This window comes from Nocardioides nematodiphilus (genome assembly GCF_020216525.1).
Taxonomy (GTDB): domain Bacteria; phylum Actinomycetota; class Actinomycetes; order Propionibacteriales; family Nocardioidaceae; genus Nocardioides; species Nocardioides nematodiphilus.
This window is the reverse complement of sequence record NZ_JAIWOY010000002.1, coordinates 262,738-282,776: the sequence shown is the minus strand read 5'-3', so window position 1 is coordinate 282,776 and position 20,039 is coordinate 262,738. Positions and strand designations below refer to the sequence as shown.

The 20,039-nt window shown below is 71.6% G+C and carries 18 protein-coding genes and 1 pseudogene; 9 read left to right on the top strand and 10 right to left on the bottom strand.

The window, feature by feature from the left end:
- Positions 1–11 precede the first annotated feature (11 nt).
- On the top strand, positions 12–1,100 hold the full coding sequence (gene nemA, locus KSO98_RS04375; RefSeq protein ID WP_225283731.1) for an N-ethylmaleimide reductase: 1,089 nt from the start codon (positions 12–14) through the stop codon (positions 1,098–1,100).
- 96 nt (positions 1,101–1,196) lie between these two features.
- On the opposite strand, the gene KSO98_RS04370 is transcribed toward nemA, so the two are convergent.
- The 4 genes and pseudogenes from KSO98_RS04370 to kstD form a co-directional block, all read right to left on the bottom strand.
- A complete protein-coding gene (locus KSO98_RS04370) occupies positions 1,197–1,352 on the bottom strand; it encodes a DUF6131 family protein (RefSeq protein ID WP_225283729.1) in 156 nt (51 codons plus the stop codon).
- 93 nt (positions 1,353–1,445) lie between these two features.
- Positions 1,446–2,915, bottom strand: a complete 1,470-nt coding sequence (locus KSO98_RS04365) for an FAD-binding protein (protein ID WP_225283727.1) — start codon at positions 2,913–2,915, stop codon at positions 1,446–1,448.
- Positions 2,912–3,790 (bottom strand): enoyl-CoA hydratase ChsH3, encoded by an 879-nt coding sequence (gene chsH3, locus KSO98_RS04360; protein WP_225283725.1) that lies wholly within the window; start codon positions 3,788–3,790, stop codon positions 2,912–2,914. Before chsH3 ends, KSO98_RS04365 begins: the two co-directional genes overlap by 4 nt.
- Positions 3,790–5,466 (bottom strand): annotated as a pseudogene (gene kstD, locus KSO98_RS04355) (3-oxosteroid 1-dehydrogenase); the annotation flags it as partial. The pseudogene kstD and the gene chsH3, both read right to left, overlap by 1 nt.
- 34 nt (positions 5,467–5,500) lie before the next feature.
- Here kstD and hsaA point away from each other — a divergent pair.
- From hsaA to KSO98_RS04335, 4 genes are read left to right on the top strand one after another with little or no spacing between them, the layout of a single operon-like run.
- On the top strand, positions 5,501–6,691 hold the full coding sequence (gene hsaA / locus KSO98_RS04350; RefSeq protein WP_225283721.1) for a 3-hydroxy-9,10-secoandrosta-1,3,5(10)-triene-9,17-dione monooxygenase oxygenase subunit: 1,191 nt from the start codon (positions 5,501–5,503) through the stop codon (positions 6,689–6,691).
- Positions 6,691–7,569 carry a 4,5:9,10-diseco-3-hydroxy-5,9,17-trioxoandrosta-1(10),2-diene-4-oate hydrolase gene (hsaD, locus tag KSO98_RS04345; RefSeq protein WP_225283719.1) on the top strand — a complete coding sequence of 293 codons (879 nt, stop codon included), beginning with the start codon at positions 6,691–6,693 and terminating at the stop codon, positions 7,567–7,569. Before hsaA ends, hsaD begins: the two co-directional genes overlap by 1 nt.
- Entirely contained in the window at positions 7,566–8,462 is an 897-nt protein-coding gene (hsaC, locus tag KSO98_RS04340; protein WP_263642332.1) for an iron-dependent extradiol dioxygenase HsaC, read from the top strand. The genes hsaD and hsaC overlap by 4 nt, the downstream gene beginning before the upstream one ends.
- 34 nt (positions 8,463–8,496) lie before the next feature.
- The gene (locus tag KSO98_RS04335) at positions 8,497–9,117 is read left to right on the top strand and encodes a flavin reductase family protein (protein WP_225283718.1); all 621 of its coding nucleotides are present in this window, start codon (positions 8,497–8,499) and stop codon (positions 9,115–9,117) included.
- On the opposite strand, the gene KSO98_RS04330 is transcribed toward KSO98_RS04335, so the two are convergent.
- The 5 genes from KSO98_RS04330 to KSO98_RS04310 form a co-directional block, all read right to left on the bottom strand.
- Positions 9,099–10,031 (bottom strand): acyl-CoA dehydrogenase family protein, encoded by a 933-nt coding sequence (locus KSO98_RS04330; RefSeq protein WP_225283717.1) that lies wholly within the window; start codon positions 10,029–10,031, stop codon positions 9,099–9,101. The genes KSO98_RS04335 and KSO98_RS04330 overlap by 19 nt on opposite strands.
- Before the next feature lie 97 nt (positions 10,032–10,128).
- Entirely contained in the window at positions 10,129–10,983 is an 855-nt protein-coding gene (locus tag KSO98_RS04325; protein WP_225283716.1) for an acyl-CoA dehydrogenase family protein, read from the bottom strand.
- Entirely contained in the window at positions 10,980–12,176 is a 1,197-nt protein-coding gene (locus tag KSO98_RS04320) for an acyl-CoA dehydrogenase family protein (protein WP_225283715.1), read from the bottom strand. The genes KSO98_RS04325 and KSO98_RS04320 overlap by 4 nt, the downstream gene beginning before the upstream one ends.
- The gene (locus KSO98_RS04315) at positions 12,176–13,063 is read right to left on the bottom strand and encodes an enoyl-CoA hydratase (RefSeq protein ID WP_225283714.1); all 888 of its coding nucleotides are present in this window, start codon (positions 13,061–13,063) and stop codon (positions 12,176–12,178) included. The genes KSO98_RS04320 and KSO98_RS04315 overlap by 1 nt, the downstream gene beginning before the upstream one ends.
- Positions 13,060–14,556: a FadD3 family acyl-CoA ligase gene (locus KSO98_RS04310; RefSeq protein ID WP_225283713.1), complete on the bottom strand. Its 1,497-nt coding sequence runs from the start codon at positions 14,554–14,556 to the stop codon at positions 13,060–13,062. The genes KSO98_RS04315 and KSO98_RS04310 overlap by 4 nt, the downstream gene beginning before the upstream one ends.
- A gap of 69 nt (positions 14,557–14,625) precedes the next feature.
- On the opposite strand from KSO98_RS04310, the gene KSO98_RS04305 reads away from it, so the two are divergent.
- The 4 genes from KSO98_RS04305 to KSO98_RS04290 are packed head-to-tail and all read left to right on the top strand — an operon-like array spanning position 14,626 to position 18,333.
- Positions 14,626–15,789 carry an acyl-CoA dehydrogenase family protein gene (locus KSO98_RS04305; protein WP_225283711.1) on the top strand — a complete coding sequence of 388 codons (1,164 nt, stop codon included), beginning with the start codon at positions 14,626–14,628 and terminating at the stop codon, positions 15,787–15,789.
- Positions 15,786–16,586, top strand: coding sequence for an SDR family oxidoreductase (locus KSO98_RS04300; protein WP_225283709.1), 801 nt, complete (start codon positions 15,786–15,788; stop codon positions 16,584–16,586). The genes KSO98_RS04305 and KSO98_RS04300 overlap by 4 nt, the downstream gene beginning before the upstream one ends.
- Complete coding sequence (locus KSO98_RS04295; RefSeq protein WP_225283708.1) at positions 16,564–17,160, top strand: TetR/AcrR family transcriptional regulator; 597 nt, start codon at positions 16,564–16,566, stop codon at positions 17,158–17,160. The genes KSO98_RS04300 and KSO98_RS04295 overlap by 23 nt, the downstream gene beginning before the upstream one ends.
- A gap of 9 nt (positions 17,161–17,169) precedes the next feature.
- Positions 17,170–18,333, top strand: a complete 1,164-nt coding sequence (locus KSO98_RS04290; protein ID WP_225283707.1) for an acetyl-CoA C-acetyltransferase — start codon at positions 17,170–17,172, stop codon at positions 18,331–18,333.
- Positions 18,334–18,457: 124 nt separating this feature from the next.
- Here the strand turns inward: KSO98_RS04290 and KSO98_RS04285 are convergent, their stop codons facing one another.
- Positions 18,458–19,969, bottom strand: a complete 1,512-nt coding sequence (locus KSO98_RS04285) for a DEAD/DEAH box helicase (RefSeq protein WP_225283706.1) — start codon at positions 19,967–19,969, stop codon at positions 18,458–18,460.
- Positions 19,970–20,039: the final 70 nt, after the last annotated feature.

Below are 20,039 nucleotides of genomic sequence, written 5' to 3'. Positions count from 1 at the left end.
TGCAGCACACCATGACGAGCCTCTTCTCGCCCCTGACCGTCGGCGCCGTGCAGCTGAGCAACCGCGTGGTGATGGCGCCCCTGACCCGGATGCGCGCCACGCCCGGCGTGGACGTGCCCAACGCCCTGATGGCCGAGTACTACCGGCAGCGCGCCGGGGCCGGCCTGATCGTCACGGAGGGCACCCAGATCTCGCCGATCGGCAAGGGCTACTTCGACACCCCCGGCATCTACAACGACGAGCAGGTCGAGGGCTGGAAGCTGATCACCGACGCGGTCCATGCCGCCGGCGGCACGATCGCCGCGCAGCTGTGGCATGTGGGCCGGGTCTCGCACGAGTCCTTCCACGACGGCGCCCTGCCGGTCTCGGCCTCCGCGCTGCCGTACCGGAACCGCGCGACGATCAAGGGCGCCGACGGCAGCCCGCAGCGGGTCGACTGCCCGACCCCGCGCGCGCTCTCGATCGAGGAGATCAAGGCGACCGTCGAGGACTACGCCCGCGCCGCGCGCAACGCCCGCGAGGCCGGCTTCGACCTGGTCGAGATCCACGCCGCGCACGGCTATCTGCTGCACCAGTTCCTCAGCACGGCGAGCAACCAGCGCGACGACGAGTACGGCGGCTCGCAGGAGAACCGGGCGCGCTTCGTGCTCGAGGCCGTCGACGCGATCATCGACGCCTGGTCCGCCGACCGGGTCGGCATCCGGATCTCACCGCAGGGCACCTTCAACGGTCTCGCGGACGACGACCTGGAGATGGCGCTCTTCCTCGCGGCCGAGTTCAAGAAGCGCGGACTGGCCTTCGTGCACCTCTCCGAGCCCGACTGGGCCGGTGGCCCGAAGCTCGAGGACTCGTTCCGCAAGGAGCTCCGCGCGGCCTACGACGGCCCGATCTTCGGTGCCGGCGCCTACGACCTCGCCAAGGCCGAGCGCCTCCTGGACGCCGACCTGATCGACGCGGCTGCCTTCGGCCGCTCGTTCATCGCCAACCCGGACCTGCCGCTCCGCCTCCGGACGGGTGCCGAGCTCAACGAGCCGATCCCCGCCACGTTCTACGGCGGCGGCGAGGCCGGCTACACGGACTACCCCGCGCTCGCCGACTGAGCCTGCCCCGGCCACAGTCCCCGGGACAGACGAACAGCACGCGGCGGATCATCCGCCGCGTGCTGTTCGCGGTATTGCAGGTGCTCTGACGAGCGATCACCAATAGTGCGCGCGTGGGCCGATCTGACGACCCGCCGAGCCGGCGATCCACAGGACCGCGCCCACGATGATCAGGATGATGCCGATGGTCCACAGGATCGGCACGTGGAGAACCGCCCCCAGGATCAGCAGGATCAGGCCGAGGATGAGCATGGCGACTCCCTTCCACTGGCCCGCGGGGTGCGGGCCGACAGGGACCAGTACCCAGGAAGCTCACAGATATGTATCCGCTGTGCGCACCCATTGTCACCGCGCCGCGGCGGCGTGCCGGCCTGCGCGTCGCCCGAAGTACGATCCGTCGCCGAGCTGCAGGCCGGACGCGTACCCCTTCGCGTCCTGCGCCAGGTTCGCCGCGCAGGCCCCACCGGCGTAGAGCCCGCCGATGACCGAGCCGTCCTCCCGCCGGACCTGGCCGTCGACGGTGCACGCCAGGCCGCCCATCGTGAAGCCGGCGTACATCGCCTTGCCGAGGCGCAGGTCGAACACACCCCAGGGAGCCTTGTCCTGCGGAGCGAGCCACTCGGTGCCCTTGTGGAGCTGCGGGTCCTCGCCGTCCGCGGCGTGCTTGTTGTACGAGCGCAGCGTCTCGCTCAGCGCGTCCAGCGGCACCTCGAGGCCGGCCGCCATCTCCTCGACCGTCTCGAAGCCGTCCAGGAAGGGGCACAACGGGAACGACGGGTGCTCGACGTGGTCGGAGTCGACGATGAGGTAGGCCCCTGAGGCGGGCTGCTCGAGCACGAACGCCGACGTGCGCGAGTGATAGCTGTCCTCGGCCACGAACCGCTCGCCGCGCTGGTTGACGATGATGCCCTTGAGCAGGTTGCTCGGCGGGTAGAACGGCGCAGTCTGGAAGGGCTGGTCCATGAACTTCCACGCGCCGCCCACCGACGCGCCCAGGCGCAGGCCCAGCCCGTCGTCGTAGGTGGACGCGAGGGGGAAGAAGGTGCCCGAGCGCAACGACTCGCTCAGGGTCGGGACGTGCTCGGCGACCATCTCGGCGTTGCCGACGAAGCCGCCGGCGGTCAGGATCACGGCCGTGGCGCGGATGAAGCCGCGCTCGTCGAAGCGGCGCCAGCCGACGCCCACGACGTCCCCGGCGTCATCGACGACGAGGCGGACCGCGCCGGTCTCGTACCGGATCTCCGCGCTGGTCTCCGCGAGCCGGTCGTTGATCCGATCGAGCACGATCCTCGCCCCGCCGGTGTCGCCGGGCACGGGCACCTTGTGCCCGCGCGGCGCCGGCGTGGCCAGGTCGCGGTAGGGCCAGACCTTCTCGTTGCCGGTGTACATCAGCCCCTCGGTGCCCGGCTGGATGACGGCCTTCTCCGGGTAGTAGGAGCGCTCGAACGCGAAGCCGAGCGCCTCCAGCCAGTCGAAGTGCTCGACGGAGTCGTCGCAGTAGGCGCGGATCTTGTCCGCCTCGGGCTCGCGGGAGACGGCGGTGAGGTACTTCGCCATCTCCTCGGCCGAGTCCTCGATCCCGGTCGCGCGCTGCACCGCCGTCCCGCCGCCCAGGTAGAAGTGCCCGCCGGCCATCGCGCTGGTCCCGCCGTAGGTGGCGGCGCGCTCGAGGAGCAGGACGCGTGCGCTCGCGCGGGCAGCCTCCAGGGCCGCGCACCCGCCGGCGATGCCGAAGCCGACGACCACGACGTCGACCTCGTCGGACCACTCGGTGACGTCGCTGATCGCGACGGTGGCGGGGATCTCCGCGCTCACGGGGCCACCCGTACGAGCCCGTCGGCGAGGACAGGGGAGCCGGCGCGGGGTCCGTCGGCGATCGCGACGTCGACCGCCACGCCCGCCTCGGTGCGCCAGCCGCGGATCTGCAGCGCATCGCTCGGGAAGACGACGCCGGCGAACCGGGCGCGCCAGCCGCTGACCCGGCCGGCGTCGGCACCGAGCAGCCGGTCGGTCACCTCGCGGAGCGTGATGCCCCATGTGCACAGGCCGTGCAGGATCGGGGCCGGGAAGCCGGCGCTTCGCGCGAAGGCGGGGTCGGCGTGCAACGGGTTGCGGTCGCCGCACAGCCGGTAGAGCAGGGCCTGCTGCGGTGTCACGGCATACGTCGCCGTGAGATCGGGCGCCTGGTCGGGGACGGTGATCGCGGTCGACTCGCCGCGGGCGCCCCCGAACCCGCCCTCGCCGCGGGCGAAGATCGAGGACCGTACGGTCCACAGGGCTGCGCCGTCCTGGTCGACTGCCGTCCCCTCCTGCCAGATCACCGCGGCCTTGCCCTTGTCCCAGATGTCGGTGATCCGGGTCTGCAGGGTCGCGGTGCCCGCCGTCGGGATCGGGGCGTGCACCCGGATCTCCTGCGAGCCGTGCACCACCGCTGCGAGGTCGATCTCGCAGCCGGGGAAGGAGACCGCGGGCGGCTCGGTCTCGTGGAGGCTCGGCGCCACCACCCCGAAGCTGGGCAGCACCTGCAGGTCGCCGTCGTAGGTGTAGCGCAGCGCGGTGGCGTCGAGGTGGTCGCCCGGACGTGTGCCGGCACCGATGGCGAGGTGGTAGAGCAGGACGTCGCTGGAGGACCAGGAGAACGTCCGGTCGGGCAGCGCGGCGCCGATCGCGACGGAGGGATCGATGGGCATCAGGCGCCTGCTTCGGATGCGATGGCCTCGGCGGCCAGATAGCCGAAGACCATCGCCGGGCCGATGGTCGCCCCGGGGCCGGCGTACGTGCGCCCCATCACCGCGGCGGAGGCGTTGCCGGCGGCGTAGAGACCGGCGATGGGCGAGCCGTCGGGGCGCAGCACGCGGGCGTGCTCGTCGGTGACCAGGCCGCCCTTGGTGCCGAGGTCACCGGGGACGAGCTTGACCGCGTAGAATGGCGCCTGGTCGACGGCGTGCAGCGAGCAGTTCGGTCGCACCGTCGGGTCGGAGTAGTACTTGTCGTACGCGCTCTCGCCGCGGTGGAAGTCCTCGTCGACGCCGGTGGCGGCGAAGCCGTTGAAGCGCTCGACGGTCGCCTCGAGGGAGGCGACTGGAGCACCGATCCTCTCGGCCAGCCCGGCGAGTGTGGAGGCCTTCACCACCACGCCCTCCTTGAGCCACGTGCCGGGGAAGGGCTGGCGCGGGCCGAGACCGGCGAAGAGGTAGCGGTTGCGGTAGCGCTGGTCGAAGACCAGCCACGCCGGCACGTGGCTGACCCCGGTCGCTTCCCCCTTCTGGATCTCGTGCACCGCCTCCACGTACGGGAGCGCCTCGTTCATGAACCGCTCACCGGCGCTGTTGACGATGAAGGAGCCCGGCAGGTTGCGCTCGGCCAGGCAGAACCACGGACGCCCGGGCAACGGGATGGTCGGGCCCCACCAGGCCTCGTCCATCAGCGCCGTCTCGGCGCCGGCGGCGATCCCCGCCAGGATGCCGCCGCCGGTGTTGCCCAGCGCGCCCGTGGTCCAGTCGGAGTCCTGCGGCGCGGGCTGGTGCTTCGCCCGCATCTCCAGGTTCCGCTCGAAGCCGCCGCTGCCGAGGATCACGCCCCGGCGCGCGCGGATCTCCTCACGCACGCCGTCGGGGCCGACGACGATGATCCCGACCACGCGGCCACCGTCGACCAGCAGGTCGACCAGCTCGCTCTCGTACCGGACGGGCACGCCCGCCTCGATCAGCCCCTGCCGCAGTCCGATCGCCAGGGCCGCGCCCATCGCGTACATCCTGCGTCCGCGGATGCCGGCGATGAAGCGGGCGAGGGCGACCTTGAGCATCGTGAGCGGCCCGCGGACCGTGCGCATCCCGAGGCTGATCCTGCGGAAGTCGGCCTGGGTGACGATGAGGTTGGCCGGCGCCTTCGTGTACGGGGGATGGAGGCGCTCGAGCTCCTCACCGAGGAAGCGCGCGTCCATCGGGACCGGCTCGCAGCTGCGGCCGGCGACGCGCCCGCCGGGCTGCTCGGGCTGGTAGTCGGCGTAGTCCGGCACCCACTTCAGGCGCACCGGCGTCTGGTCGCGGACGAAGTCGAGCACCTCGGGCCCGCGGTCGATGTACGTGTCGCGGCTGACCCGCGGGACGACGTCGCCGACGATCGCCTGCAGGTACTCCTTCGCGCGGGCGTTGTCGTCGGGATCGACCTGCCCGGCGGCGCGCAGCGCGTAGTTGCCCGGCACCCAGACCCCGCCGCCGGAGCGCGAGGTTGACCCTCCGAACCAGGCGGTCTTCTCCACCACCACGGTGCTCAGGCCGTGCCTGCGTGCTGCGGCCAAGGCGGCGGTCATGCCGGCGCCACCGGCACCGACCACGACGACGTCGTACTCCATGAAGAAGGTTCTAGCAGAAAAGTAGAACCTGTTCTAGTCTGGCGGCATGAGCGAGTCCATGGGGTCCCACGAGTCGGCGCAGCGGGTGTTGGCCGGCGTACGAGATCTGCTGCCCACCTTCCGGGAGCGTGCCGACGAGACCGAGCGGCTGCGGGCGGTGCCGGAGGCGTCGGTCAAGGAGCTGGAGGAGACCGGGTTCTTCCGGCTGCTCCAGCCGCGCCGCTACGGCGGCCTGGAGGCCGACCCGATCGACTTCTACGCGGCCGTGCGCGACATCGCCTCGGCCTGCGGCTCGACCGGCTGGGTCTCCAGCGTCCTGGGTGTGCACCCGTGGCAGATCGCCCTCTTCGACGACATCGCGCAGCGGGCCGTCTGGGGCGACGACGACACCGTGCGGGTCAGCTCCTCGTACGCGCCGATGGGCAAGGCCGTGGTCACCGACGGCGGCTTCACCCTCTCGGGCCGGTGGAGCTTCTCCTCGGGCTGCGCGCACGCCTCCTGGGTGCTGCTCGGTGGCCTGGTCTTCGACGCCGAGGGTGCGATGGTCGACTTCCGCACCTTCCTCGTGCCGCGCGACAAGTACGAGATCGTCGATGTGTGGAACGTCGTCGGGCTCGCCGGCACCGGCTCCAACGACATCGTCGTCGCCGAGACCTTCATCCCGGCGGAGTTCACCCTGTCGATGGGGGAGACCGGCCGCTGCAAGGGCCCCGGGCAGGAGGTCAACACCAGCGATCTCTACAAGCTGCAGTTCCACTCCCTGTTCACCACCACGATCACCACGCCGATCATCGGGATGGCCACCGGTGCGTACGCCGAGCACGTCCAGATGCAGCAGGGCCGGGTGCGCGCGTCCTTCGGCGAGAAGGCCTCGCTCGACCCGTTCGCGGCCGTACGGGTCGCCACCGCCGGCTCCGAGATCGACGCCGCCTGGGCGCTGCTGATGAACAACATCCGCGAGCAGCAGGCCTTCGTCGCACGGGGGGAGAAGATCCCGATCTCCCAGCGGCTGAGGATCCGTCGCGACCAGGTGCTCGGCACCCAGCGCGCGATCGACGCGATCGACTCGCTCTTCGAGGCCTCCGGAGGGCGGGCGCTGGCCAACGGCACCCCGCTGCAGCGCGCCTGGCGCGACGCCCACGCGGGCCGGGTGCACGCCGCCAACGACCCCGAGCGGGCGCTGCAGATGTACGGCGCCTCCGAGTTCGGGCACAACGTCGACCCGGGGATGTACTGATGGAGAAGACAGACGTCCAGCGCTCCGCCAAGGCACGCGACCTGACCCTCACCTACTACGAGGCCGGGACCCCGACCGACGTGGGCGGGGGCCTGCCGCTGGTGATGCTGCACGGTGGCGGTCCGGGAGCCTCGGCGTGGTCCAACTTCGGGCGCGCGCTGCCGCACTTCGCGGACAGCTTCCGCACGCTGCTGATCGACCAGCCCGGCTTCGGCGGCTCCGACAAGCCGCCGGTGGTGGGCAACTACTACCGGTTCGCGGCCGACTATGTCGCCGCCCTGCTCGACGAGCTCGGCATCGAGCGGATCCACCTGCTCGGCAACTCGCTCGGCGGCGGGACGGCGATGCGGTTCGCGCTGTCGTACCCGGATCGGGTCGGCCGGCTGGTCCTGATGGGCCCCGGCGGCCTCTCACTCAACCTCTTCCACGCCGACCCCACCGAGGGCGTGCAGCGGCTGATGGACTTCTCGATGAGCCCCTCGCGTGAGGCGCTCAGGGCGTTCATCTCGACCATGGTCGTCGATCAGTCGCTCGTCACCGACGAGCTCGTCGACGAGCGTCTGGCGGATGCGACCGCGCCCGGCGCATCAGAGGCGATGCGCTCGATGGGGATGTCGTTCTGGAACCCGGAGACCGCCGAGGACGGCATGCTCTGGCGCGAGGCGCACCACCTGGGGCACCACACCCTGCTGACCTGGGGCCGCGAGGACCGGGTCAACCCGCTCGACGGTGCCTTCGCCGCGCTCAAGCTGATCCGCAAGGCGCAGCTGCACGTCTTCCCCAACTGCGGTCACTGGGCGCAGATCGAGGCGGCCGAGGAGTTCGCCGAGATCACCACCGCGTTCCTGGCCCGTCACCGTGAGCGGAGCCTGGCATGAGCATCGACATCCGCTCGATGGGCTACGTCCGGGTGAGCTCGACCGACACCGAGGCCTGGCGGACCTTCGCCGGCACGGTGCTCGGCCTGGCCGAGACCCGCGGTCCCGTCGCGGACCAGCTCTGCTTCCGCATCGACCAGGTCTGGGCGCGGCTCGTGGTGGTGCCGGCGGATCGCGATGAGCTCGCCTGCGTCGGCTGGGAGCTCGCCGACCACCAGGCCCTCCAGGACGCCCGTGAGCACTTGACCAAGGCGGGCGTGGAGTTCGAGGAGGGGACGCGCGTCGAGCTCGACGAGCGGCGCGTGCAGGAGCTGATCCGCTTCCGCGACCCGTGGGACAACGTCTTCGAGCTCTTCCACGGCATCGCCTACGAGCGTCGCCCGGTCGTCACGCCGTACGCCGCCCGATTCGTCACCGCCGACCAGGGCATGGGCCACATCGTGCTGCCGGTGCTCGACGACGTCGAGGCGCTGCGGTTCTACACCGAGGTGCTCGGCTTCCGGCTGCGCGACTCGATGAGCATGCCCGGCGAGTTCGTCGGCAAGGAGCCCGGCTCGAAGGTCTGGCTGCGGTTCCTGGGGATCAACCCGCGCCACCACTCGCTGGCGTTCCTGCCGATGCCGAACGAGTCGAAGTGCGTCCACATCATGCTCGAGGTCGACGAGCTCGACGACGTGGGGCGCGCGCTGGAGCGCGTCCGCAAGCACAAGGCACCGCTGTCGGCCACGCTCGGGCGGCACATGAACGACGAGATGGTCTCGTTCTACGTGAAGTCGCCGGGTGGCTTCGACGTGGAGTTCGGCACCGACGGGCTCACCGTCGACGACGCGCGCTGGGTGGCACGTGAATCGACAGCGGTCTCGTACTGGGGTCACGAGTTCGGACAGTCGTAAGAGGCCTGTGGTGACCTCGCTAGAGTCGGTTCCGATGAGTGATCCAGTGAGCGGCCGTGCGGGCGTGCCGGAGGGGGTCTCTCCCGACGCGGCGACGACCTGGCCGCCCCGCGAGCTGATCGACTCCTTCCTCGGCAGCTTCGACTTCTCCGCCGTCGCGGAGGACGCGCACGTCGACCCCGAGGACGCGCGCCACTTCCGCGACGTGCTCGGCCGGTTCGCCTCCGGCGTGACCGTGGTGACCGCGATGACCAGCGCCGGGCCGGTCGGGATGACCTGCCAGTCGTTCTCCTCGGTCTCGCTCGAGCCGCCGCTGGTGATGTTCCTGCCGGCGAGGACGTCGCGGGCCTGGCCGGTCATCCGTACGGCCGGGCACTTCACCGTCAACCTGCTGGCGCACGACCAGGAGGCGCTGTCGAACCAGTTCGCCGCCAAGGGCGTCGACAAGTACGCCGGGGTGACCTGGGAGCCGGCGTCGGCGACCGGCGCGCCGCGCCTCGCGGGCGCCCTGGCCTGGATCGACTGCACCATCCACGCCGTGCACGAGGCCGGCGACCACTACGTCGTGATCGGGCGCGTGCAGGCGATGGAGCACGGGAAGAGCGACCTGCCGCTGCTCTTCTTCCGCTCCGCCTATCACCGGCTCGCGGAGTAGCTCGCCAGCGCCTCGCCGCGCAGCTCGTGGGCCTGGCCGAAGAGCTGACCCAGCGCATGCGCGCGCTTGAACATTAGCTGGGCGTCGTGCTCCCAGGTGATCGCGATGCCGCCGTGGAGCTGGATCGTCTCGGCCGCCACGCGGGCGACGGCCTCCTTGGCGTATGCGGCGGCCGCACGGGGATCGAGCTCGCCGCGAGCCGCCGCGCGGGCGGCGGAGACGGTGCTCTCGACCAGCACGAGGAGGTCGGCCATCCGGTGCTTCAGCGCCTGGAAGGAGCCGATCGGACGGCCGAACTGCTCGCGCTGCTTCGCGTACTCGACCGTCATGTCGAGGCCCCGTCGTGCGCAGCCGGCGGCCAGCGCGGTCAGGCCGATCAGAGCCGCGTCCCGGGCACCCTGCGGATCGCCGGGGACGGGGGTCCGGGTCGCGGTGGTGACATCGACGGTGCCGAGGCGGAGCGTCGGGTCCATCGCTCGCACCGGGGTCGCGGTTGCGCCCTCGAGCAGGACCGTGCCGTCGTCGGTCAGGGCCAGGACGAGCGTCGCGTCGCCCCCATCGGGTACGAGCGGTTCCGAGACCACCACCGCACACACCTCGCCGCTCGCGATCCGCTCCAGCAGCGCCGGATCGTCGGTGGCGTACGCGGCGATGAGGCTGCTCAGCAGGGGGACCGGAGCGAGCCGGTAGCCGATCTGCTCCAGGACGAGCGCGGACTCCACGATGCTCGCGCCCGCGCCGCCGTGCTCCTCGGGGATCGGCAGCGCCGCGACGCCGATCTGCTCGGTCAGGGTGCGCCAGAGGTCGGCGTCGAAGCCGTCGGCGCGGCGGACCGCGGCGCTGTCGGCGCGCTTCTCCAGCAGGCTGCGGACGGCGTCGACGAGCGCCTGCTGCTCGGCCGGATGAATGGTCATTGGCTCGCTCCAGAAGGTCCGGCCGGCGCCTCGCTATACAGATGAGCACGCTCGTCGGCGCGGCGAACCGTGCTCATCCGTATAGCCGCGGCGGGGGTCATCGCTGCACCAGGCTCTCGAGGACGCGGGCGCGGTGGAACGGGGGCGTGCCCCAGGCCGAGCACAACGCGCGAATCCGGAGGATCCACAGACCCAGGTCGAGCTCCCGGGTGTAGCCGACCGCGCCGTGCAGCTGCAGCGCCGTGCGAGCCGCCTTCCACGCGGCGTCGGAGGCGTACGCCTTGGCGGCCGACACGTCGCGCGGCTCCCCGGAGAGGGCCGCGCCGAGCACCAGCGGCCGGGCGAAGTCGAGCGCGATGCGTACGTCGGCGAGCTGGTGCTTCACCGCCTGGAACGACCCGATCGCGCGGCCGAACTGCCGGCGCTGCTGGACGTAGGTGACGGTGTCGGCGAGCACCCGCTCGCCGGCGCCGAGGAGCTGCGCGGCACAGGCCAGCGCCGCGATGTCGGCGTCGCCGACCGGACCGCCCTCGACCCGGAACAGCCGTCGCGTGGCGTCGACGGACTCGAGCCGCTCGCCGGCCGTACCGCCGACGAGGTCAGCGACGTCCGCGTCGAGCGCGAAGCTCACGCCGGGCGCGGCGACGGTGAGCAGCTCACCGGCCGCCACCCGCGCGCCGTGGGACGACGACAGCGCCGCCGCCTCGATCCAGGGGCCGACCGCGAGGTGATAGCCGAGGGCCTCGTGCGCGACGGCGAGGTCGACGTGCGTCCCGCCGTCGACGAGCAGCCCGTTGACGCCGAGATCGGCCAGGCGCTTCCAGATGCCGAGGCCGGGGGCGTGCTCGCCCTCGGCCCACGCCCGCGCGGCGGCCACGGTGTCGGCGGAGGACAGCAGGTCGTCGAGGGCGGCGCGGAAGTCGCGCTGGTCCTCGGAGAGCTCGAACCTCATCCGCGCACCTCCTGGGGGCTCTGCTCCTTGGGCAGGCGGAGGATCCGCTCGGCGACGATGTTGCGCTGGATCTCGTTGGTGCCCGCGTAGATCGGTCCGGCCAGGGAGAAGAGGTGTCCGTCGGTCCAGGTCGACGCCAGCTCCGACTCCACGTCCAGCAGGTCGAGTGCGGTCTCGTGCAGATCGATGTCGAGCTCGGACCAGAACACCTTGTTCACCGACCCCGCGGCGCCGACGTCGCCGCCGGCGGCGAGCCGGGTGACCGTGCCCCAGGTGTAGAGCCGGTACGCCTGCGCACGGATCCACGCATCCGCGACCCGGTCGCCGAACCCGGTGGTCGGTCGCGATGCGCGCCCTCCGTCCCCGCCCGCAACCCGCGCGGCACGATCCGCGTAGAGGTCCACCAGCCGGTCCGCGGCGGCGCAGAACCGCCCGGGTGAGCGCAGCGAGAGGCCGCGCTCGTTCCCGGCGGTCGACATGGCGACCCGCCAGCCGTCGCCGACGCCGCCGAGCACGTCCTCGTCCGGGACGAACACGTCGTCGAAGAACACCTCGGCGAAGCCCGGCTCGCCGTCCAGCTGCGCGATCGGGCGCACCGTCACTCCGGGGGCGTCGAGCGGGAAGAGGAAGTAGGTGAGGCCGCGGTGCCGTTCGGCGCTCGGGTCGGAGCGGAACAGCCCGAACCCCATGTGGGCGTAGGTCGCCCGCGAGGACCAGGTCTTCTGCCCGTTGAGCAGCCAGCCGCCCCGTACGTCGTCCCGGCTCGCGGTCGAGCGCAGCGACGCCAGGTCGGAGCCGGCGCCGGGCTCGGACCAGCACTGCGCCCAGATCCTCTCGCCGGTGGCCATCGAGGGCAGGTGGCGCCGCTGCTGATCGGGCGTGCCGTGCTCGAAGAGGATCGGGGAGAGCAGGAAGATGCCGTTCTGCGAGACGCGCCCGGGGGCGCCGGCGCGGTAGTACTCCTCCTCGAAGAGCACCCACTCGACCAACGAAGCCTCGCGCCCGCCGAACTCGCGCGGCCACGACACCACCGAGAGCCGTGCCTCGGCCAGGGTCGCCTCCCAGGCGCGGTGCGCCTCGAAGCCGTCCAGGGTGTCCATCGACGGCAGCCGCGCGGGCGGGACGTGCTCGGTCAGCCATGCCCGCACCTCGTCGCGGAAGGCCAGCTCGTCGGGGGAGAGGTCGAGGTCCATCAGGCCTGTCCCTTGTTCGCCGCGGCCTTGTTCTTGGCGGCCATCGCCTTCGCGTCCAGCCCGCCCAGCGAGTCGGTCGACGTCTCGGCGTTGTGCGCGTGCGCGAAGTGGTGCAGCCCGAAGACCGAGTCCATGCCGGCCCGCATGCCCTGCAGGTCCTCGGCCTGGTTGACCGCCTTCTTGGTCAGCGCCAGCCCGAAGCGCGGCATCTGTGCGATCCGGCCGGCCATCGCCGCGACGGTCGCACGCAGCTCGTCGCGCGCGACGACCTGGTTGACCATGCCGAGCTGCTGCGCCCGTAGGGCTGAGAACCGGTCGCCGGTGAAGAGCAGCTCCTTGGCGGCGCGCGGGTTCGTCACCCACGGGTGGGCGAAGTACTCGACGCCGGGGATGCCCATCCGCACCACCGGGTCGGAGAAGAACGCGTCCTCGGAGGCGATGATGAAGTCGCACGACCAGGCCAACATCAGCCCGCCGGCGATGCAGGCGCCGTGCACCATCGCGATCATCGGCTTGGGGATCTCCCGCCAGCGCCGGCACATGCCGAGGTAGACCTCCGACTCGCGGGCCCAGCGCAGGTCGCCGCCCTCCTGGCCGACGTGGGTCCAGTGCATCACCGCGCGCCGCTCGAACTCCACGTCGACGTCACGCCCGGGCGTGCCGATGTCATGGCCCGCGCAGAAGTGGTCGCCGTTGCCCGACAGCACGATCACCGCGACCTCGTCGTCGTCGACGGCGCGGGTGAACGCATCGTCGAGGGCGTAGGTCATCGCGGAGTTCTGCGCGTTGCGGTACTCCGGGCGGTTGAGCGTCACCCACGCGACCCGGTCCCGCACCTCGACGGTGACGACCTGCGCGCCGACGTCAGCGACATCGGTCTGGCTCATGAGCAGCTCCTCAGCTCGTTCTTCAGCACCTTGCCGGACGGGTTGCGCGGCAGGGCGTCCACGAGGACCACCGACCGCGGCACCTTGAAGTTGGCCAGCCGCTCGCGGGCGTACGCGATCACGGCCTCCTCGGACGTCGTGCCCACCACGTACGCCCGTCCCACCTCGCCCATCCGCTCATCCGGTACGCCGACCACGGCCACGTCGACCACGCCGTCGAGCCGGGTCAGCGTCTGCTCGATCTCGGCGGGGTAGACGTTGAAGCCGCCGCAGATGTACATGTCCTTGAGCCGGTCGGTGATGCGCAGGTTGCCGGTCTCGTCGATGGTGCCGACGTCGCCCGTGTGCAGCCAGCCGTCCTTGTCGATCGCGGCTGCGGTGGCCTCCGGGTCGTCGAGGTAGCCGAGCATCACGTAGTCGCCGCGCAGCAGCAGCTCGCCGCTCTCCGCGATCCGCGTCTCCATGCCCGGGATCGCCCGCCCACACGTGGTCGCGACCGTCTCCGCGCTGTCGCCGTCGCGGCACATCGTGGCGACCACCGCCTCGGTCATCCCGAAGGCGGTGACGACGCTGTCGATGCCGAGTCCCTCGGGGGCGGCGGCGCGCATCCGCTCGATCAGCACGGTCGGTACGACGGCCGCGCCAGTGACGGCCAGGCGCAGCGACGACAGGTCGCGATCCGCGCGGCCGGGGGCGGTGAGCAGCGACTGGTAGATCGTCGGAGCGCCCGGGAGCACGCTGATCCGCTCGCGCTCGATCAGCGTCATCGTCTCGTCGAGGTCGAACATCGCGACCGGGTAGAGCGTCGCGCCGGTGAGCAGGCCGGTGATGATGCCGACCTTGTAGCCGAAGGTGTGGAAGAACGGGTTGACCACCAGATAGCGATCCGTGGCGGCGACGCCGCCGAGCTCGCCCCAGGCGCGGGCGACGCCGACGGTCTGCCGGTGCGCGCTCAGCACGCCCTTGGGGCGGCCGGTCGTACCGGAGGTGAAGAGGATGTCCGCGACCGTGCCGGGTCCGACGCCGTCGGCCCGGGCGCGCGCACTGATCAGCGCCGTCGGGTCGGTGCGCTGGATGGCGGGCAGGGCCCGGATGTCGATGATCTCGCGCAGGTCCGGCAGGTCGGCGGCCTCGGTGAGCTCCTTGATCTGGCTGCGGCCGAGGAAGCCGTCGGCCACCACCGCCAGGGTCGCGCCCGTGCGGGACACGATGTCGGCGGCCTCGTGGCCCGTGTAGCGGCTGTTGATCGGCACCAGCGTCGCGCCCGCGTGGTGCACCGCGAGCGCGGCGATGACCCAGTCGATGCTGTTCGGCGCCCACAGGCAGACGCGATCACCAGGGTGGACGCCGTGCGCCGCATAGCCCGCGGCGGTCGACTCGACCTCGGCGAGCAGGTCGGCGAAGGAGAGCACGCGGTCACCCTCGACGTAGGCCGCCGTGGCGCCGTGTGTTGCCGCCGCCTCTCGGAGGGCAGCGGGCGTGGTGTCGATCAATCGGACCTCCCAAGCAAGTGCTTGGTAGGCTACGGTAGCGGCAACCAACTCCGAAGGGAACAGTCCCCGATGTCTCAGGCTCACGCTGGCACCGACGCGCTGCGGGCCGAGGTGCGCGCCTGGCTCGAAAAGCACCTGAGTGGCCGGTTCGCCTCGCTGCGCGGCGCCGGTGGCCCGGGTCGCGAGCATGAGCGGTACGAGGAGCGGCTGGCCTGGAACCGCCACCTCGCCGAGCACGGCTGGACGTGCGTCGGCTGGCCGCAGGCGTACGGCGGGCGTGGACTCACCCTCGAGGAGCAGGTGGTGTTCCACGAGGAGTACGCGCGCGCCGACGCGCCCGCCCGGGTCAACCACCTCGGGGAGGAGCTGCTCGGCCCGACGCTGATCGCGCTGGGCACCGACGAGCAGCGCGCCCGTTTCCTGCCCGGCATCCGCTCGGTGACGCAGATGTGGTGCCAGGGCTACTCCGAGCCCGGTGCCGGCTCGGACCTCGCCTCGGTCTCCACCCGCGCACGCCTGGACGAGAGCGCCGGCGAGTGGGTGATCGACGGCCAGAAGATCTGGACGTCGCTCGCGCACGAGGCCGACTGGATCTTCGTGCTCTGCCGCACCACGCCCGGCACGACGCGCCACCAGGGGCTGAGCTTCCTCCTCGTCCCGATGGACCAGCCCGGCATCGAGGTCCGCCCGATCGAGCAGCTGACCGGCGGCTCGGAGTTCAACGAGGTCTTCTTCAGCGGCGCCCGCACCGCGGCCGACCTGGTCGTGGGGGAGCCGGGCGAGGGCTGGAGGGTCGCGACCGCGCTGCTCGGCTTCGAGCGCGGCGGCTCCACCCTGGGTCAACAGGTCGGCTTCGCCCGCGAGCTCGACGACCTGCTGGACCTCGCCCGTACGAACGGCGCCATCGACGATCCGGTGATCGCCGACAGCCTCGCCCGTGCGTACGTCGACCTCGAGGTGATGCGCGCCAACGTCGTGCGCGGTCTCGCCGACGGCCAGGCGCCCTCGATCGCGAAGCTGGTCTGGGGCAACTGGCACCGTCGCCTCGGTGAGGTCGCGATGCAGGTCCTCGGCGCCGGGGGCCTGGCCGCTGAGGGTGACCTCGACCGCTGGCAGCGGCTCTTCCTCTTCTCCCGTGCCGACACGATCTACGGCGGCAGCGACGAGATCCAGCGCACCATCCTCGCCGAGCGCGTGCTCGGCCTTCCCCGCGAACCGAAGGTGAATGCATGAGCACCGTCCCCTTGTACGCCGCCCCCGCATATGTGGGCGGCCACGGTCTGCTGAGCGAGAAGGTCGTCGTCGTCACCGCGGGCGCGGGTGCCGGGATCGGCGCCTCCGTCGTCCGGCGCGCGCTCGAGGAGGGCGCCCGCGGCGTCGTCGTCGGCGACACCCACGAGCGGCGGCTGGGCGAGGCCCAGGAGGCGCTGGCGAAGGAGTTCGGCGAGGACCGCGTGCGGACCCTCGTCTCCGACGTGACGCGACAGGACCAGGTCGATGCCCTGTTCGACGCGGCCGACGCCTGGGGCGGCGTCGACGTGATGATCAACAACGCCGGCCTCGGCGGCACCGCCAGCATGCTGGAGATGACCGACGAGCAGTGGTCGAAGGTGATCGACATCAGCCTCACCGGCACCTTCCGCTGCGTGCGCGCCGCCGGCCAGCGGATGCAGCGGTCCGGCAAGGGCGGCGTCATCGTCAACAACGCGTCGGTGATCGGGTGGCGGGCCCAGGAGGGCCAGGCCCACTACGCCGCCGCGAAGGCCGGCGTGATGGCGCTGACCCGGTGTGCCGCGATGGACTTCGCCGCGTACGGGATCCGCGTCAACGCGGTGGCGCCGTCCCTGGCGATGCACCCGTTCCTGGCCAAGGTCACCTCCGACGAGCTGCTCGAGGAGCTCACCAGCCGCGAGGCGTTCGGCCGGGCCGCCGAGCCGTGGGAGGTGGCCAATGTGATGGTGTTCCTCGCGTCCGACTACTCGTCCTACCTGACCGGAGAAGTGATCAGTGTCAGCAGCCAGCACGCCTGAGGCGACCAATCGGAGGGCGGAGCTCCTTCGCATCGCCGGCGACCTCTTCGCGGAGAAGGGCTTCCGCAACACCACCGTGCGCGACATCGCGGACGCGGCCGGCATCCTGTCGGGCAGCCTCTACCACCACTTCGACTCCAAGGAGTCGATGGTCGACGAGCTGCTGCAGAGCTTCCAGTCCGAGCTGTTCGCCGCGTACGACGAGATCCTGGCCAGTGAGCAGCCCGCGCGCGCCAAGATCGAGGCGGCCGTACGGCTCTCCTTCGCGGCCATCGACCAGCACCACGCCGAGGTCGCGATCTTCCAGAACGAGGCCGACCAGCTCGGCCGTCTCGAGCGGTTCTCCTACCTCGCCGACCGCAACAAGCAGTCGCGCGAGGTGTGGATGACGCTGCTGCGCGAGGGCATCTCGTCCGGTGCCCTCCGGGCCGATCTCGACCTCGAGCTGGCCTACCGCTTCGTCCGCGACACGGTGTGGGTCGCCGTGCGCTGGTATCGCCCGGGCGGGGACCTCACCCATGACCAGGTCGCCGATCAGTACCTGACCATCCTGCTCGACGGGATCGCCTCCTAAGGAGAACTCATGCCCGAAGCCTTCATCGTCGACGCCGTCCGTACGCCGGTCGGCAAGCGTGGCGGCTCGCTCGCCGCGATGCACTCGCTCGACCTCGGCGCGCACTCGCTCGCTGCGCTGATGGACCGCACCGGGGTCGACCCGGGCGCGGTCGACGACGTCATCCTCGGCTGCTGCGACACCATCGGCCCGCAGGCCGGCGACATCGCCCGGCTGGCGTGGCTCTCGGCCGGGCTGCCCGAGCACGTCCCCGGCGTCACCATCGACCGGCAGTGCGGATCCGCGCAGCAGGCGGTGCACTTCGCCGCGCAGGGCGTCATGTCCGGCACCCAGGACCTGGTCGTCGCCGGCGGCGTGCAGAACATGTCCGCCATCCCGATCTCCTCGGCGATGGTGGTCGGGCAGCAGTTCGGCTTCGAGACGATCTTTACCGGTGCCGTCGGGTGGGAGAAGCGGTACGGCGACCAGGAGGTCAGCCAGTTCCGCGGCGCCGAGCTGATCGCCGACAGGTGGAGCCTGTCGCGCGAGGAGCTCGAGGGGTTCTCCTTCACCTCCCACGAGCGGGCCCGCGCAGCCATCGCCACGGGCCGTTTCGCCGGCGAGATCGCGCCCGTGACCCTCGCGGACGGCACGGTCTTCGACACCGACGAGTGCCCGCGCCAGACCTCGCTGGAGAAGATGGCGGCCCTGCAGCCGCTGTCTCCCGGCGGGCGGATCACCGCCGGCGTGGCCTCCCAGATCTCGGACGGTTCGGCGGCTCTGCTGATCGCCTCGGAGCGGGCGGTCTCCCAGCACGGGCTGACGCCGCGGGCCCGGATCCACCATCTCTCCGTACGCGGCGACGACCCGGTCTGGATGTTGACCGGCCCGATCGCCGCGACCCAGCACGCGCTCGCGAAGGCCGGCATGTCGATCGAGGACATCGACCTCTTCGAGTGCAACGAGGCCTTCGCGCCGGTCGTGCTGGCCTGGATGAAGGAGACCGGCGCCCCGCACGAGCGGGTGAACGTCAACGGTGGCGGCATCGCCCTGGGCCACCCCATCGGCGCCACCGGCGCGCGCCTCATGACCACGCTGCTCGCCGAGCTCGAGCGCACCGGTGGACGCTACGGCCTGCAGACGATGTGTGAGGGCGGGGGACAGGCGAACGTGACGATCATCGAGCGGCTCTGACTCCTCCGCGCGGGGCTGCGCGAAGGGTCACCCTGATGGTTGGGTCGCGCGCGACCGCCCGCTGAAACCAAACGATCCGCATCCCCGGACGGGGATGCGGATCGTGTCGTGATGGAGCGAGGTGTCAGCGACGACCGGAGAAGCTGGCCGCGCTGTGGCTGCTGCCCTGGCTGGAGCCGGCGCCGGCGCCGCGGCGACCGCCCTGGCCACCGGAGCGGGACTGGCCGCCCGACTTCTGGCCGCCCTGCGAGGAGCCCTGGCTGCGACGGGCCTGGCCGCCGTTGCCGGTGCTGGCCTTCTGGCCGCCCTGCTTCGGGGCGCTGCCGCCGCGACCGCCCTGCGCGGGCGCGGAGCCCTCGCCAGCCTGACGCTTGCGGGCACGGGAGCCGGGGCGCGACTTGCGCGTACCGGTGCCCTCGCCGGCGGGGCGACGCTCGGGCTGGGTGACGACGGGCTCGAAGCCGCCCGGCCGGGTGCGCTCGCCGGGGGCGAGGGAGACCAGGATCGGGTGCGAGACGTCGTTGACGCGGGTGGTGGTCGGCTTGATGCCGGCGGCCTTGGTCAGGTCGCGGACGTCCTTGACCTGGTCGCTGGTCATCAGGGTGACGACGGTGCCCTCGTTGCCGGCGCGGGCGGTACGACCCGAGCGGTGCAGGTAGGCCTTGTGCTCGGCCGGCGGGTCGGCGTGGATGACCAGCGCGACGTCGTCGACGTGGATGCCACGCGCGGCGATGTCGGTCGCGATCAGCGCGGTCGCCTCGCCACTGTGGAAGGCGTCCATGTTCCGGGTACGGGCGTTCTGCGACAGGTTGCCGTGCAGGTCGACCGAGGGCACGCCGTTCTTGTTGAGCTGGCGGGCGAGCGCCTTCGCACCGTGCTTGGTGCGGGTGAAGATGACCGTGCGACCCGGGGCCGACGCGAGGTCGGTGAGGATCGAGACCCGGTGGTCGCGCTCGATGTGGAGCACGTGGTGGGTCATGGTCGCGACCGGCGACTGCGCGGAGTCGGCCTGGTGGGTGACCGGGTTGTTCAGGAACTGCTTGACCAGCGCGTCGATCGCCTTGTCGAGCGTGGCGGAGAAGAGCAGACGCTGGCTGTCCTTCGGGGTGGCCGCGAGGATGCGGCGCACGCCCGGGAGGAAGCCGAGGTCGGCCATGTGGTCGGCCTCGTCGAGCACGGTGACCTCGATGTCGGCCAGCGAGCAGTGCTTCTGGCCGATGAGGTCCTCGAGGCGCCCCGGGCAGGCGATGACGATGTCGACGCCCTTCGCCAGCGCGGCGACCTGCGGGCCCTGGCCCACGCCGCCGAAGACGGTGCGGGTGGTGAGGCCGGCGGCCTTGGCCAGCGGGGCGGCGGCGGCCTCGATCTGGGTGACCAGCTCGCGGGTCGGAGCCAGGATCAGGGCACGCGGTGCGCCCTTGCGGGGCTTGGCGCCGGAGGCGGCCAGGCGGGCGACCAGCGGCAGCAGGAAGCCGTACGTCTTGCCGGAGCCGGTGCGGCCACGGCCGAGCACGTCGCGTCCGGCGAGGGAGTCGGGAAGGGTGGCGGCCTGGATCGGGGTCGGCTCGGTGATCCCGAGACCGGTCAGAACCTCGACGAGGTTGGAGGGCAGGCCAAGGGTGGAAAAGGAAGACACGCGGTTGATGTCGCTCTCTGCAATGCCTCGCCGTCAGCCGGTATCCGAAGGTTTCGGGCGGCCACGCACG